The sequence below is a fragment of the Acidisarcina polymorpha genome (assembly GCF_003330725.1).
GTDB lineage: Bacteria > Acidobacteriota > Terriglobia > Terriglobales > Acidobacteriaceae > Acidisarcina > Acidisarcina polymorpha.
In genome coordinates this window covers 4266489-4280647 of sequence record NZ_CP030840.1, presented here as the reverse complement: position 1 = coordinate 4280647, position 14159 = coordinate 4266489, and the positions used below count along the sequence as shown (strand labels likewise).

15 protein-coding genes and 1 tRNA gene are annotated in these 14159 nt (G+C 55.8%); 5 read left to right on the top strand and 11 right to left on the bottom strand.

Going from position 1 to position 14159, the window contains the following annotated elements:
- The first annotated feature begins 74 nt into the window (after positions 1–74).
- The gene (locus ACPOL_RS18165) at positions 75–458 is read left to right on the top strand and encodes a nuclear transport factor 2 family protein (RefSeq protein ID WP_114208312.1); all 384 of its coding nucleotides are present in this window, start codon (positions 75–77) and stop codon (positions 456–458) included.
- A 344-nt stretch (positions 459–802) separates the two neighbouring features.
- On the opposite strand, the gene ACPOL_RS18160 is transcribed toward ACPOL_RS18165, so the two are convergent.
- Positions 803–889, bottom strand: a tRNA-Ser gene (locus ACPOL_RS18160).
- A 261-nt stretch (positions 890–1150) separates the two neighbouring features.
- Entirely contained in the window at positions 1151–1753 is a 603-nt protein-coding gene (locus ACPOL_RS18155; protein WP_161557429.1) for a TetR/AcrR family transcriptional regulator, read from the bottom strand.
- 150 nt (positions 1754–1903) lie between these two features.
- Here ACPOL_RS18155 and ACPOL_RS18150 point away from each other — a divergent pair, with 150 nt between their 5' ends.
- Together ACPOL_RS18150 and ACPOL_RS18145 are read left to right on the top strand one after the other, a co-directional pair.
- Complete coding sequence (locus ACPOL_RS18150; RefSeq protein ID WP_114208310.1) at positions 1904–2653, top strand: SDR family NAD(P)-dependent oxidoreductase; 750 nt, start codon at positions 1904–1906, stop codon at positions 2651–2653.
- A gap of 919 nt (positions 2654–3572) precedes the next feature.
- Positions 3573–4388, top strand: a complete 816-nt coding sequence (locus tag ACPOL_RS18145) for a hypothetical protein (RefSeq protein WP_114208309.1) — start codon at positions 3573–3575, stop codon at positions 4386–4388.
- 345 nt (positions 4389–4733) lie between these two features.
- Here the strand turns inward: ACPOL_RS18145 and ACPOL_RS18140 are convergent, their stop codons facing one another.
- The 6 genes from ACPOL_RS18140 to ACPOL_RS34915 form a co-directional block, all read right to left on the bottom strand.
- The gene (locus ACPOL_RS18140) at positions 4734–5138 is read right to left on the bottom strand and encodes a nuclear transport factor 2 family protein (protein ID WP_114208308.1); all 405 of its coding nucleotides are present in this window, start codon (positions 5136–5138) and stop codon (positions 4734–4736) included.
- Positions 5139–5180: 42 nt separating this feature from the next.
- The gene (locus ACPOL_RS18135; RefSeq protein WP_114208307.1) at positions 5181–5951 is read right to left on the bottom strand and encodes an SDR family NAD(P)-dependent oxidoreductase; all 771 of its coding nucleotides are present in this window, start codon (positions 5949–5951) and stop codon (positions 5181–5183) included.
- 45 nt (positions 5952–5996) lie between these two features.
- Positions 5997–6740, bottom strand: coding sequence for a 3-oxoacyl-ACP reductase family protein (locus tag ACPOL_RS18130; protein ID WP_114208306.1), 744 nt, complete (start codon positions 6738–6740; stop codon positions 5997–5999).
- Between the two features lie 212 nt (positions 6741–6952).
- Positions 6953–8014, bottom strand: coding sequence for a phytoene/squalene synthase family protein (locus ACPOL_RS18125; protein ID WP_114208305.1), 1062 nt, complete (start codon positions 8012–8014; stop codon positions 6953–6955).
- Positions 8015–8296: 282 nt separating this feature from the next.
- Positions 8297–8521 carry an SDR family NAD(P)-dependent oxidoreductase gene (locus ACPOL_RS18120; RefSeq protein ID WP_161557428.1) on the bottom strand — a complete coding sequence of 75 codons (225 nt, stop codon included), beginning with the start codon at positions 8519–8521 and terminating at the stop codon, positions 8297–8299.
- Between the two features lie 16 nt (positions 8522–8537).
- Positions 8538–8915, bottom strand: coding sequence for a hypothetical protein (locus ACPOL_RS34915; RefSeq protein WP_236656862.1), 378 nt, complete (start codon positions 8913–8915; stop codon positions 8538–8540).
- Between ACPOL_RS34915 and ACPOL_RS34910 the strand changes: the two genes are divergently transcribed.
- Both ACPOL_RS34910 and ACPOL_RS18105 read left to right on the top strand, forming a co-directional pair.
- Positions 8902–9087, top strand: coding sequence for a histidine kinase dimerization/phospho-acceptor domain-containing protein (locus tag ACPOL_RS34910; protein ID WP_236656861.1), 186 nt, complete (start codon positions 8902–8904; stop codon positions 9085–9087). The genes ACPOL_RS34915 and ACPOL_RS34910 overlap by 14 nt on opposite strands.
- 312 nt (positions 9088–9399) lie before the next feature.
- The gene (locus tag ACPOL_RS18105) at positions 9400–9615 is read left to right on the top strand and encodes a hypothetical protein (protein WP_114208301.1); all 216 of its coding nucleotides are present in this window, start codon (positions 9400–9402) and stop codon (positions 9613–9615) included.
- Positions 9616–9715: 100 nt separating this feature from the next.
- Here the strand turns inward: ACPOL_RS18105 and ACPOL_RS18100 are convergent, their stop codons facing one another.
- The 3 genes from ACPOL_RS18100 to ACPOL_RS18090 form a co-directional block, all read right to left on the bottom strand.
- Complete coding sequence (locus tag ACPOL_RS18100) at positions 9716–12919, bottom strand: TonB-dependent receptor (RefSeq protein WP_114208300.1); 3204 nt, start codon at positions 12917–12919, stop codon at positions 9716–9718.
- A gap of 382 nt (positions 12920–13301) precedes the next feature.
- On the bottom strand, positions 13302–13676 hold the full coding sequence (locus ACPOL_RS18095; protein WP_114208299.1) for an EamA family transporter: 375 nt from the start codon (positions 13674–13676) through the stop codon (positions 13302–13304).
- 1 nt (position 13677) lies between these two features.
- Positions 13678–14109: a hypothetical protein gene (locus tag ACPOL_RS18090; protein WP_114208298.1), complete on the bottom strand. Its 432-nt coding sequence runs from the start codon at positions 14107–14109 to the stop codon at positions 13678–13680.
- Between the last annotated feature and the right edge of the window lie 50 nt (positions 14110–14159).

Sequence of the window (14159 nt, the reverse complement as noted above, 5' to 3'; positions counted from 1 at the left end):
TTAGATCGCGCCGGAAGTCCGGATATTGTTCTTACGCAAGGTAGACGACTATCAAACCGCACTTGGAGAGCCCAATGCCAGAGGAACAGATACTTGAGGCCCTGGACGCGCACTGGCAGGCGTCAGCAGCCGGCGATGTAAACGCGGAACATGAGATTTACGAGGATGATGCTATCTGCGATTATCCCCAATCAGGCGAACGAATCTTCGGGCGCAAGAATTTGCAGGCCTTACGGAGCCATCATCCAGGCAAGCCGTCGGGCTTCAACGTCAAGCGAATTCTCGGACGAGGTGATCTCTGGATCACGGAATACACAATCACCTACCAGGGCCGGCCGGTATATACAGTAAGTATTATGGAATTCCGCGACTCCAAGGTCGTGCACGAGACACAATATTTCGCGGATCCTTTTGAGGCTCCATCGTGGCGCAGCCAATGGGTGCAGCAGATCGGGTGACGCAGGATTGACCGGAATGGGCGCTGCCGAGAAGAAGCAGAGGCGGCGTGGAAATGTCGGACTTGCTCTCTCTTCTTGCCCTTGTTTGCCTTATCGGGCTTTCGGTCATTGCGAGTTGTGGCGATGGCGCGGGAGAGTGTAGACGTGCTCTCGATTGTTCTTGAGTCGGAGAACGGGAGCCACAGTTCGAGTTTGAAGACCAGCGAGTGACCCGGAAGAGGCGTCGGTCACGGGTTGGGGCCTTGCTCCCTATCGATCCTTATTGTCAACTAAAGCAGACACGTCGAGAGCGAAACAAAAGCGATCAATGTTCGCGCAAACCCAAACATTGACATATTAAACGGCGGAGGGAGAGGGATTCGAACCCCCGTTACCTGTTAAGGTAAAGCGGTTTTCAAGACCGCCTGTTTCAACCGCTCACACATCCCTCCACGTGAGTGTTGCCAATAGATTAGCAGCTTTGCAAAAACGAGGGGAAGTCACTGCGCGATGTTGTTGGAAGTCCAAGCTCACGAGCCTTCCAAAAAGCTGGGTGATATGGAAGTTTTCGATGAGGTCCCTCGCTTTTTCCTACCTTTCGGCGTGATCGTTTCAATGGCGGCAACTGCCGTTATCAGTTCTCTTGTGACGGATGGCAGGATCCTCAATGACTCCCATTGCCTAAAGAGATCAATGCTATCGGCCAGCGTCGCTCATCCTCGCCCCAGCCCTTTCATGGCGTGGTCGAAAACCTCATCGACATAAGCGTCCGATAAAGGGCCGGTGCCCATTTGAAGACGATAGTAGAGAGGGGCGTACAGAATATCGATCATGGCGTTCGGGTCCACATCCGCCCGAAGAAACCCACCTGCGATTCCTTGCTCGAAATATGCGACCGCCATCTTTCGTCTCGGCATTGTCCACCTGTCGCGGAGTTCAATGGCAAGCCTGGCATCGAATTGTGCCTCAGCCAGAAGAGTACGGATGAGGGCTCCATCCTTGCCCCGGAAGAGCCGGGCCATTGAACGCATCTGCAGGCGAATGCTCTCGGTGTAACTCCGGGCAGGAACGAAGAGAGTACCGGGGTCGACACGGGCCACGAACGCATCCATGATGATCGCTGCCTTGTTGCACCACCGGCGGTAGATTGTCATGCGCCCAACCTCTGCCCTGGTGGCAATATCGTCCATGCTGATCGCCCTGAAACCGCGCTCCAGGACAAGGTCCACCGCCGCCTTTAAAATGGCCTTGTGAATACGCGGACTTCGGGGTCGACCTCCACCGGCAGCGCGCGGTTCGGTTTGATCGCTTTCCACTCCCATTACCTCCAACAAACTCTTGAATCTTTAATGATACAGGACGTATCAAAACAAACGTAACGATACGATATGATATGTATCACTCATTGGGAACACAAGTCATACCGTACGAATATTGCTTAACAATAAACTTAAGAGGTGAACGATATGGGTAAGCTAACTGGAAAAGTCGCCCTCGTGACCGGCGCGTCGAAGGGCATAGGGGCAGCCATTGCGGAATCGCTGGGCGCGGCCGGCGCGGCCGTCGCAGTGAACTACGCTTCGGACAAGGCGGGCGCCGAGCGAGTCGTAGAAAAGATCAAGCAGGCTGGCGGCAGGGCTTTTGCCGTGCACGGCAGTGTTGCTCAAAACGGAGATGTCGAACGCATCTTTGCTGAGACTGAAAAGGCTCTGGGCAAGGTAAACGTGCTGGTGAATAATGCAGGCGTGTATAAATTTGCGCCAATCGAGCAGTTCTCCGACGAGGACTTCGACTGGATGTTCAACACCAACGTTCGCGGCCTGCTGCGGACGACGCAGGAGGCGGTGAAGCACTTCGGCGAAGCCGGTGGCAGCATCATCAACATAGGTTCGGTGGTAAGCCATATCCACCCGCCGTACAGCTCGATCTACACGGCGACCAAGGGTGCGGTGGACACGATCACCGGCGTGCTGGCTCGTGAGTTGGGGCCTCGTGGGGTCCGGGTGAACTCGATCAATCCGGGCCTGGTCATGACAGAAGGTATAAAGACCGTCGGGATGCATGAGGGAGAATTCTACGAAAAGATCAAGGCGGAAACTCCGCTTGGCCGGGTGGGCGCTCCGGAGGATTATGGCGCCGTTGCGGTGTTCCTCGCTTCGGATGACTCGCACTGGGTGACGGGCGAGGCGCTGAAGGTCGCTGGCGGGAATCGCTGATGCTTCTGCGAAAGTGTTCGATTGGGCAGGCGAAGCTTCTGCCTGCCCAGTCCTTTCCTTCGCGTTTCGTCGTGCCTATTTGAAACTTGCATTGGAGGAGATAGGAAAGCTGCTGGTGTCATTGGAATTTTGGATGTCCTGATGCAGCCGAAAAACATTAGGTACGTTTGAAGTAAAACACAGAGTGCTGATGGCGCCACTCACACCAAGCCTCCTTGAACAAAGGTATCTACCTCAGCGGACGACCCATCTCAGGCCCTATCTGCGGTGAGGGTTTTGACCATTGCCGATATTGCCATCTTCTCCATCATCAAAACTGCCCTACCTAAACCGCACACCTATAACGACCGGCGTTTCACATTCCGCACCTTCCTCGAGCGCCGATAACGTTGCCTTGTAGCCACCCAAAAGAGTGACCGCGACGCCATCCTAAATGGTCTGGATAACGCCTGCAAAATCTTCCACAATCACGTTCTAATCCTCTAGGCGGCATATCAGTGATCCATTACCGTGCAGAAATCCCGAAAATCGCAAACTTGGCGTCCCACTCAAAGAAGATGAATGAGCGGCCACCACCGCGCGGCAGCGACTAAGCGGATTGCGGGTCAACTACCTTTGCCTCGTTGGCGATTCAATAAGGACCAGGAATGCGGTCGTCTCCGCCAAACCTGGGAAGGAGGCTGCGATGATCGTCTCTCCGGCCGGAAAACGGAAACGACAGGAATTTATGGAAGACCAGCATTTAAGCTGCAGTTGCTCTATAAACCCACCCTCTCGGGCTCCTGAAAGAGCAGGTCCGCTGCGAGTCGCAAAGCTCTCTGACCCAGATTCCCGATCGCCGGGCGTCGGTTGCGAACGAGATACGTCCTATAGATTGCCAGCTTTGGATAGGTTCGATGGTGTAGGAACTTCAGGACTCATGATTCGACAACAACTCGACCGCATGCTCGAGAGCAGAGTGTTTGTACAATCTGAACGGCTGAGCCGATTTCTCCGATTTATTGTTGAGCATGCTATAGAGGGCCATCAGCATCTTCTGAAAGAGTATGTAATTGGATCCGAGGTCTATGACCGCAGACCCCCGTACCACCCGAGCGAGAACTCGATTGTCCGGACTGAGGCCCGCCGGCTGCGAAGTAAGCTAAAGGATTATTACGAAGGGGAAGGCAAAGATGACCAGATCTACATCTATTTGCGACCCGGGAGCTACATACCTATCTTCCAGTGCCGAAAAGCCATGGCCGGACCTCAACTCCAGGTAGAGGCAAAGTATGCATTGTCCGTGACAAAGGCATCTCCGGTTACGATCGCAATCTTACCGTTCACTGACATATCGCGAAACCCAATCTCTTTAGCCTATACGCGCGCAATACCGGATGAACTTGCGTACCAACTCACGCGGACCGACGGTTGCAGAGTTTTGGCTCCTTTTTCGAAAGCGTATTGCACTCTTCATAAAAATGACTTAGTGGGAATGATGTCCAAGGTGGGCGCGCAGATTGCATTTCAGGGAAGCGTTAGGGCGGCCGGGAGTCACATTCGGATCACGGCCAGCATCGTCGATTCCGGCGGATTGGTGCTATGGGCCAGGCGTCTCGAGATCGAGTCAGAGTCACAGCCCTTGTTCGCTATAGAAGAGCAGATTGCGGGTGCCTTATCCGTAGGAGTTACCGCGTTATCCGCTGCAGTCAGTTCTGAAGCCCTATTTGAAGAGACTCCACTCCTCGCCTCATAGTTACCCGCTTGCCTCATAGTTACCTGCTTGCCTCTTTGCCCGAACAAAGCAGCCGTCGCCTGGTTCGAAGAGTGAACGTGGCCATGAAAGCGCTCTTCCAACTCAGCCGTTCTAGTCAAGGCACTCCCACCTTTCGCAGTCAGCCTCTTCTGCGGGAGAATGCCCAAATGATCACCAGCTACGCATTGTATGAGTCGTGCTGACAGGACGCAGGCTGATGTAAATTCACCGTCATCGGAACACCTACTCGAGAACAAAGATACGCTGCAGCAGCTCGAAGCTATCGCTACGAGGAGTCACAACCTTTCGAGGCGCGACTTACACCTCACTTTCGAGCTGTGTCACTTATTGCGCAGCGAAGTTGTTTCCGAACATAGGGGCTTTGCTCTTGGATTCTTCTTCCGTCGCTTCGTCCTGAATCACGTCCCAATGCTCGACAAAAATACCATCTTCAATGCGGAGGATGTCGGCAGCGATCCAGTTACGCGGCCCTCCAAAGTCCGAGAAGCGACCATGTACGATCACAAAATCCCCGTCCGCGACGATCGTGCCCGCTTCGTATTTTAGGGTTGAGGGAATACTCTTGATCAAATCGAAGAGACCCTCTCGCCCTGGTCCTATGTGTGCGCTGTGCTGAATGTACTTGGGAGACCAGTACTGTTCCGCAGCCTGGTAGTCTCGCTGATTAAAGAGCGTGTCGAACGCTCTGAGTACCAACGCTTTGTTCTTCTCCTGCTTTGTAGCCGCCATGATTCGCCCCTCAATGCTGGACAACCCGAATGCTCGTAAGTACTAGAGCTTGGAGCCGCCGTCGACGGGAATGCTAGCACCAGTGATCCAGCGAGCTCCATCTGATGCGAGAAACGCGATGACATCAGCTACGTCCTCTGGCTTACCAATCCGTTTAAGCGACTGAAAGCTGAGCGTTAGATTACGTCCGGCTTCGGTCTTGGTGAAGTTCGACATATCCGTTTCGATAACTCCCGGGGCGATGGCATTGACCCGGACACCTGTCGGCCCCAGCAGGGCAGCCCAATGTTTGACGAGCGTCTCAAGCGCCCCCTTCGTTGCGGCATACGCAGGCAGCACAGGGGCACCGGGCTGGCCGGGAGGCCCTGGAGATACCCGCGCGGCCAAGGATGTTGTGACGATCACGCTCGAGCCCGCACCGAGAGCGGGGAGAAGTTGCTGGAGCAAGAAGAATGGCGCACGCACGTTGGTTGCAAACAAGTTATCAAAATCCTCGACCGTGTGGTCCTCGAATCTGGCAGCCTTCGAGATGCCCGCATTAGCGACAAGAATATCGAGTCGATCGCTGGTCAGGCTGCGCACCTTCGTCGCAAGTTCTGTAGCGGCTTCCGGTGCGGCCAGATCGGCTCCGACCGCATCCGCGGTGTTGCCATTTTTACGGATCGTCGCTACCAGAGTCTCTGCATCCTCCTGCGACTTACCAAAATGTACGAGCACGTGGGCCCCCGCGCCTGCCAGCGCCAAGGCAGCTGCGCGGCCGATTCCGCGTGACGCCCCAGTTACAAGCGCCGTCTTTCCATCAAGGCGAAACATATTTTCCTCCAAGTTATAAGTTCTTATAGCTCAGCGAAGGAAGCACTAAGCATTGGTGCCGCCGTCGACGGTAAGGTTCGCCCCGGTAATATACGACGCCTCCGGACCGGCGATGAATGCAACCAAAGCGGCAACCTCCTCAACCCGCCCGTAGCGGTTTAGTGCAGTCGCAGCTTTCTGAGGTATCGCCCATTCGCCCGCCGCGGGGTTCAGATCGGTGTCGATCGGACCCGGCTGCACATTGTTTACCGTGATGCCTCGGCTGCCAACCTCTCTCGACAATGCCTGCGTAAAGAGCTTAACGGCTGCCTTGGTAGCCGAATAGGGCACCAGACCAGGCGTCAACACACGCTCGCCCACACACGAGCCGATCGTAATGATGCGGCCGCCATCGTTCATGTGCTTCAGCGCTACCTGCGTAGCGACAAAGACGCCACGGACATTGATGTCAATTACTCGATCCAGTTCTTCGAGAGTGGTCTCCTCGAACCTCTTCGGAATGGCCGTGCCGGCATTGTTGACCAGCACATCCAATCGACCGAGCGTGGCGACTGTCTTTTCGACTGCGCTGCTGACTGCCTGCGCGTCGGCGGCATCGGCTTGAATCGTGACCGCTTTTCCGCCATCGCGCTCAATGGCTTGAACGACTTCGGAAGCCGCGTTGGCATCCTTCGCGTAGGTGATGGCTACCTGTGCGCCGTCGCCGGCCAGACGTTTTGCGATAGCCGCGCCGATGCCACGTGAACCGCCGGTGATAAGCGCAATCTTTCCGTCGAGTTTCTTTGCCATGGTTGCTCTCCTTCAATGGACCGCAATTTCGATATGGGGTGTCTCATATATATGCGGCCTTACATCTGATTTGCCATGTATCGACGAAGATTCATGATTTGAAAAGTTTTTGGAGAGGGCTTGAAAGCGGAAGAGGCCCGCCACGCCACTTACGGCCGCAAGACAAATCCTCTAAGCAGTCGGTCTCACCCGGGGAGCACCACGATATGGCCTCAATCGTTATGTTGACGGTTGATCTTGGTCTCAATACCTCTGATCAATCCCTCAGCACGTCCACGGAGCAGCCTGTCTGAACCGACCAACGGGATTGAATAAGCCATAATCCGGTAAACGTCAACGCGCCTTATCTTGGAGAGCTTGGCCGGATTTAACCACTCGTCATTGTCCACCAGCAGGGTAAGCGTTTCCAAGCCAATGAAGACCGGCCACAAACACGCCAGCCGCAGTCGGACGGAGAACGCAGGAATCGCTAATGTGTAAGTAACTGCGTCTCGGAAATAATCAAGGGCTATCTCCACTAGTTCGAACAGAACAGGACGTGCGCGTCGAGATGCTTCCGACAGCAGGAGATCCCGGGGGTTTAGCCCGAAGCGATCCAGCACAGTGGTAGGAAGATAGCAGCGCCCGATCCGAAGATCTTTGCTGCAGTCCCGCAGAACATTGGTCATCTGCAAGGCTTTTCCGAAACGAACCCCATGATTCAACATCGTCTGAGGGCTGCCTTTAAGCGTGCCAGGCATGTGCGCATAAGTCATCTCCGTCCAGAATTCACCGACGCATCCAGCGACCATGTAGATATAGTGTTCAAGTTCGGCAAATTCCTGGAGGGCGACGATATCTCCGGATAACTCCGCGGGGAACTTACGGAGGTCGAATTCCATCCCGCTCGTGAGGGTGGTGACGATATCACGTACCATCTGCTGATCAGGCTCGCCCAATTGAGCAAGAAGCTTCAGAGCAACCCCAAGCGACCTCAGTAAGGTCCTCTCGTCGGACTGGTCTTGCTGACTTGCAACTTCCACCGCTATCCGGTGCAACGCCCCTTCATCTTGAGCGCCGTTGACCTGACGGCGAAGAGACAGGAGCAGCTCCAACCTCTGCCCAGGCGGGATGAGGGATGTGTCCGCGATGGTGTCAGCAGCGCGGGCCAGCAAATAGGCGACGCCGATCGGATCGCGCATCTCAGCAGGCAACACGCGCAGCGTCAGATAAAAAGAGCGCGATACGCCCTTAAGGAGCGGGCCGAGGAGGATGGCTCGATCGGGACTAGGCATGTATTATCATCATGATCTGCCCCCCCGATTCTACAAGAAGCTGTTGCCCGCCGCGGCGCCCATGGTGGGGTGCACCGTTAATTCGGTATTCATAGTTGAGCACGGCTTTACCTGTCACTGAGCCAGTACCGGCCGCAGATTCGCAAGCCGATCGGGACGCCCGAGGCGCCAGCGTCCCGATTGGCTCGCTGTTACCAAGGTATAGCTCGTGATTGGTATTTGAATTAGCCGGCCACTCGGCCGGTCTGCGCCGAGCAACGCGACGGCGGCGCGATCTTCGGCCTAGGTTATGTAGAGCGTGACTCCGGGTGCTTGGATGCCTTCTTCCTGCAACTTGAGGGCGGTGTCGGCGGCTTTCTTGCTGGTTCTTTCGGTGACAATGACGGCGACGCCTTGTCGGCCTAATTGCCGAGCGGTTTCAAATCCGATACCGCGGTTCGACTCAGTGATAAGAGCTACTTTGTTTGAATATGGCGTAAATTCCTCTCCTGACAAGTAGACGGGCAAGCCGACTCCGAAAGCTCTATAGTTTCGACCGACCAGTCGGATTTTGACGCCTTGACCCTACCGGATTGAGGTAGGCGTTATCGCGTTTAGTCAAAACCTTGTACAGCATTCGCCAATTGGTGATCTTCGCCATTCCTCGATCAGCGCGAAACACTTTGTTTTCAATAAAACCCAACTGGCTGATCAATTGCTCCTCAACACCTATGGAGCGCCTCAGCGCCCCATAGGGGAAATTCGGAATTCCAGGATTCTGTTTGAGTTCCAAGGAGCTCTTTATGTTGCAGAACGCTATAACTAAGACAGGCTCGTTGACGGCTCGATCCTTTCCAAATGTGCCAAGAAATGATCCTGCTCCGGAATCGCTTATTGCCGTAGGCAGGATGGTCGCATTCATTTCACACGATCTTCGCCAGCCACTGAGCGCCATCCTGGCGAATGCGGAATTTCTTTCCCGGTCAGATCTCAGCGAGGTGCAACGATTTGCGTACTACCAGGAGATCCGCAGGGACATCTACCGCATCAACGAGCTGATCGGCTATCTGTTGGAGTGTTCCAAAGGCCGCTAAACCCACGGTTGGCCGTGCAAAATATCGCGCACACCGTCGCGCCACCTTCCCTTACCTGACAGGACCAGCACCTGCCCACGGGAAGCCTACATCCGGGTGTCCCTGCCGAACGATCGAGTTGTTAAAGGCGCAAGACCGGGGCCGACCGGGCCCCTGATAAAAGCCTTTCAGTCCCTTTACGCACCTTTTATCCGGAGAGCGACACACTGAGTCATGAGCTTTGCGCAGAGAACGTCGCCGACTCGCTCGCCGGCCGCACGGCGCGGTAGAGGACCTGTTTGGCTGGATTACTGGCGTCTCCCAGGTAGAGGCATGCAAAAGTATCGAACAAGTAACAAGAGAGACGCTAATCCGCTCGACCTGCTGTCGGTCTTCCAGGCTGCGCGAAGGTACTCGCAGGCGCTCGAAGAAAGAGACCGCAAGGACGGCAGATATGGATCGTTGGTGTGCCTCTTTTTCGTGCTTCTAGTCCTTGTGATGATTGCTGTGTTTGCCTTAGCCAACGCAAAAATCAAGGCGAACCTATGAGATAGTAGCTGTGCTCACTGATTGGGCTTGCGTCAATATCCTCTTAAGTCGGAGATGGATCATTCGACGGCTGCCGGATTTGTTTTGCGCTATGCGCGCCTCAAAAGAGCAATTTCAAACCGAACTGAATCTGGCGTGAGGTTGTCGAGGTCGCGCTTATCACTCCGGCAGTGGCCGACGGCGCCGCTTCGGAAGTCGGCGACTTCGGCGTGGGCCCCGAGCTATACACGACTGGATTCGGAGTCGTGAAGTTCGAGTGATTGAGCACGTTGAAGAACTCCGCCCGAAACTGCGCATGCAAGCCTTCCCGGATAGCGGCATTCTTGGCAAGCGACACATCGAGATCCGTCAAACCTGGCCCAGTCAGCGAGTCCCTGCCCACGTTCCCGAAGGCGCCGGGATAGGGCGCCGTAAAGGCCGCCGGGTTGAACCACTGGTTCACCCTTTTGGCGTATAGAGAACCGTGAAAGTCGGGATTTATGTTCGGCCGGACGGGATTGCGGGTATCTCCATTACCGGTGGGGTTATAGCCAAGCTGCGGCGAAAAGGGGAAGCCACTTTGAAGCGTCGCGATTCCGCTCACCGACCAACCGCCGATCACCAGTCGGGTAGTGGGGGAAGCATTCGTAAACAGGGACCTGCCAAAGGGCAAATCCCACGTGCCGTTGATCGCGGCGGCATGGCGGATATTGGTAGCAGCCGGGCCATAATCGAGCTTTGGGTTTCCAGGATCCATTACGAACGCGGGAGTATTCGCCGAAACGCTGGTGTTCCAGGCTGAACCGTCATCCAGATTATTTGCCCAGGTATAGACGCCGCGTAGTTGTAACCCGTGCGACAACTGCTTGCGCACATCGACCTCAAGCGCGTTGTAATTGCTGACTCCCTGAGATACCCAGGAGGTGGTGTTAGCAAGGTTGGGATTGGCTTTAGTGGTGCTGGGGTAAAAGACGGTGCCCGGCGGCAAGGCTGAAGGGCAGGCCGCGGGGCAAATGGTTGTGGCCGGTGTGTTCTGGTCTTCGGAGAGAATTTGATGATAGCCGTGTGAGCCAACATAACCGATGGTCAGCGACGTTTCAGGGGCAATCTGCTGTTCGAGTTTTACCGTCCAGGCAAGCACCGTTGGGGTCTCGATGTCGGGCTGAACATTGCTTGGCGAAATCAATCCACTACCAGTGGCCGTGCCGTCGGCAAGGGCGGGTAACTTGCCCACTGTAGTATTGCTGAACGATAGAGTGGTGTTGAAAGGCGCAGTCTGGTCGAGCCGGTAATCGAGCGCGTCGAGGAGTGCGCGATGCACGCCAAAGCTGCCGCGAAGCGCAGTCTTGCCATTACCGAAGACATCGTAGGCGAGACCCACGCGGGGCTCCGGCAGAAACTTGGCGCGATTGTCGGACAGCGCCGATCCACCCACGGTGGGATTGGTATTGATGATTCCGCCAGTGAAGCCGTAGTTCGAAGCTCGATTCTGTACCTCGTTCCAACCGGTCGTCGACTCGGAGCGAAAACCAGCGCGCACTTCCAGGCGCGGCGTCACCTTCCACGCGTCTTCGACATATCCTGCGACGAAGAGAGAGCGCCATCCTAGCTCAGTCGGCGCGGGGACAACGGTGAAGGTCGCCACATTGCCCTGGAGGAAACTAGCGAGTGTCGAGAACGAAGCCTGTCCATATTGGTTTTGCGCGAGGTTATCGTTGGACTGCAATCGTTGCAACCACACTCCAGCCTCGATCTGATGCTGGCCATGCGTCCAGAAAATGTGCTCATCGGCGGTGAACAGATTGCGTACCGCTTGATTGTTGCTGCCCGTGTTGGCCCCCGCGAGGGTCACCTGTGAAGCGCCGTTCGACGCCGTACTGCCGGCGATCACAACCGCGCCGATTGGCCGGTCGTCAACCCAGCCAGGCACCGAAACCGGCGCTTCGCCGGTGAAGTAGTAGGCAGCCCGCGAATAGCCGAAGCGCACCGTATTCAGCAGGCTTGGCGAGAAAACATGCTGCTCCTGAGCGCTAAGGACCTGCTCACTGAGACTTTCATAGATGGTTGAAAAAGGGTTCTGCGAAGGCGTGTTTGCATCACTGTCGTCGACCGTATAGACCCCGAACAGTAGATCGTTCTGGGTGAGATTGGCGTCGATCCGCGTGGTCCCGAAATCCTCGCGAACATGCTGCGGCGGGTTTGAGAATGCTTCCGCAATACCGCTCGGGCCGCCATTCGGATTCAGCAACTCCGGGCCGTTCGCGACCGGCCACAGCGCGAGCAGTGGTTGAACCGCAGGAACGGCAGCGGCCCGGGAAGCATTGTCAGGCACAAAACTGACTGCGCTCAGACCAAGGTTCTGTCGGTAGCCCTCGTAGTTGCCAAAGGCGAAGAGCTTATCGTGGCGCAAAGGACCGCCCAGGGCTGCGCCGAAGTCGTTGCGTTGAAAGAGAGGAATTTGCGCTTGATCGAAGTAGTTGCGGGCATCGAGGGCGCTGTTGCGGAGAAACTCATAGACCGAACCATGAAGTTTGTTTCCGCCAGAAGCGGTCACGATCGATATCTGGGCGCCACTGCGTTTGCCATAGTTCGCGCCATAAGTGTCACTGAGCACGTTAAATTCACGCACTGCGTCTACTCCCAGCAGCTGACCGCTGGTGCCTCCAGGAGTCACGTTGATCAGCGATGCACCGGTGTATTCAATGCCGTTCAGAAGGAATAGATTATCTTGCGGCCGGCGTCCAGATACGGAGAACATGTTGCCGACCGAAGAGTTCGAAGTGCCGACGCCGCCAGAGCGCTGGGTCGTGTAGTTTACGGCAGCGGGATTCAACTGGATCAGCTGGTCGAAGCTGCGGCCGTTTAGCGGCAGTTCCTTGACTTGCCGTTCGTCGACCAGGCCTTGCGACTGCTGAGTCGAGACGTCGACCACTTGAGGCGTGTCGACCACCGAGACGGTTTGCTGAACGTCCCCGAGCGAAAGCGCCAAATGGAGGTGAATGCTCTGGCCTACGGTGAGCGAAATGCCGGTACGTTCGAGCGGGGCAAAGCCGTCGTGAGAGACCTGGATTGTGTAAACTCCGATCGGAATAGAGGGCGCGGAGAAGGCGCCGCTGTCTTCTGTCACCAGCCGTCGCTCGGTGCCGGTCTCCTGGTTGCGAATGACGACTTCGGCCCTTCCAATCGAACTATTCGACGCGTCCACGATTTCGCCCGCGATGGTTCCACCGACCACCTGAGCGGCAACAACAGGCGTAAGCGATGTAAGCGCAGCAACAAGACTGCCGAGGTACAGTATCCGGGGGAAGAATTGCAAATAGCGCATGACAGGGACTCCTGGAAGCATTGCTGGAAGACTGGAATTGAAGATGAGCAGAGGATTAGCGGCTACAACAATTCGCAGCAACGCTGGAAAGGTAGGCGTAGTTGAGAGCAGAGCAATGAGATCGAGAGTGGGAAATCATCTTAAATCCTGGATTCGGGTCTTGGACTCAACCGCCTCAAAGGAGACCAACTCGGCGGCTATCTAGGTGGAGCAGGAGGGCTAAGATCTAGCGCGAACAACAACAGCAGGCCTGCGCCTGGGAGGCGCGGCAGCAAATCGAAATACAGCTAGAAATTTGCACAGTTTGAGCCTAACACGGCATTAATAGCTCAGACAAACACTCGCGATAAGTCAAGTTTGGGATTTGCCAGTTCTTGTCTGGCTAGCTTTTACCCAGGAAGACAAGAGTGACCCCGATCGCGACCAGCAGGACGCCTAGCCAGCGTTGAGCACTCACGCGTTCGCGCAGGAAAGTCACCCCCCCAAAGGCCCCGGCGACGTAGCTCAATGCGGTTACGGGAACCACAAAGCTCACGTTGTAAAGGGACAAGGCGCCGAGCAGGGCAAAGAAAGCGATCGCCATCATGCCAACTCCCAGCCACATCCACGGAACCCGGAGCGCGCGAAGAATGACCTTCACGATTTCGATGGGGTGAAAGCTCCTGGCCTCGCCGACGACCTTCATCGCACGCGAGACGCATAGTTCGCCGCCCGTACCGGCAGCGACAATCAAGGTGAACAAGATCACGTCCCGCAAGCTACACCCGCTCCGTAGTCTGGTGCACCGTGGTGCGAGGATCAGTGCGGCCGACAACGAAGACGCCCAAGCAAATCACGGCTATCCCGGTCCACCGCAATGGAGACACTCGCTCGCCCAGCATGAGATATCCGAGCAGCGCGACTACGCCGTAGGCGAGCGATGAAGCAGGCTGGACAAAGCTGTAATCCGCCCAGGAGAGCACCAGCATATATGCCACAAAGAAAGTGATCAGCGAAGCGACCCCCAGCCAGATCGATCCAGCGGCAAACACGTTGAGCGCCGTATGATAGAGGGCCATGGGCGGCCAAATGACCAGATTGCCGCTGTTCTTCATTCCTTTTGCCAGCAGGACATTTCCCAGCGGTCCAGCCACCACCATCACAGCGATCATCAAATAAGTTTTTAGATGGAAGGTCCGGCTGGACGTCAACGGTCCCACCCAGCGGTGCTTGTTTCAATTCCCATCCTTCGATTGTATCG

What these genes read in the sequence shown, in the direction of transcription:
- ACPOL_RS34910 (WP_236656861.1), top strand. Translation starts at nt 8,902, where the DNA reads ATGGTCGCATTCATTTCACACGATCTTCGCCAGCCACTGAGCGCCATC.
- ACPOL_RS18150 (WP_114208310.1), top strand. Translation starts at nt 1,904, where the DNA reads ATGGGTAAGCTAACTGGAAAAGTCGCCCTCGTGACCGGCGCGTCGAAG.
- ACPOL_RS18105 (WP_114208301.1), top strand. Translation starts at nt 9,400, where the DNA reads ATGCAAAAGTATCGAACAAGTAACAAGAGAGACGCTAATCCGCTCGAC.
- ACPOL_RS18130 (WP_114208306.1), bottom strand. Translation starts at nt 6,740, where the DNA reads ATGGCAAAGAAACTCGACGGAAAGATTGCGCTTATCACCGGCGGTTCA.
- ACPOL_RS18145 (WP_114208309.1), top strand. Translation starts at nt 3,573, where the DNA reads ATGATTCGACAACAACTCGACCGCATGCTCGAGAGCAGAGTGTTTGTA.
- ACPOL_RS18165 (WP_114208312.1), top strand. Translation starts at nt 75, where the DNA reads ATGCCAGAGGAACAGATACTTGAGGCCCTGGACGCGCACTGGCAGGCG.
- ACPOL_RS34915 (WP_236656862.1), bottom strand. Translation starts at nt 8,915, where the DNA reads ATGAATGCGACCATCCTGCCTACGGCAATAAGCGATTCCGGAGCAGGA.
- ACPOL_RS18125 (WP_114208305.1), bottom strand. Translation starts at nt 8,014, where the DNA reads ATGCCTAGTCCCGATCGAGCCATCCTCCTCGGCCCGCTCCTTAAGGGC.
- ACPOL_RS18140 (WP_114208308.1), bottom strand. Translation starts at nt 5,138, where the DNA reads ATGGCGGCTACAAAGCAGGAGAAGAACAAAGCGTTGGTACTCAGAGCG.
- ACPOL_RS18100 (WP_114208300.1), bottom strand. Translation starts at nt 12,919, where the DNA reads ATGCGCTATTTGCAATTCTTCCCCCGGATACTGTACCTCGGCAGTCTT.
- ACPOL_RS18135 (WP_114208307.1), bottom strand. Translation starts at nt 5,951, where the DNA reads ATGTTTCGCCTTGATGGAAAGACGGCGCTTGTAACTGGGGCGTCACGC.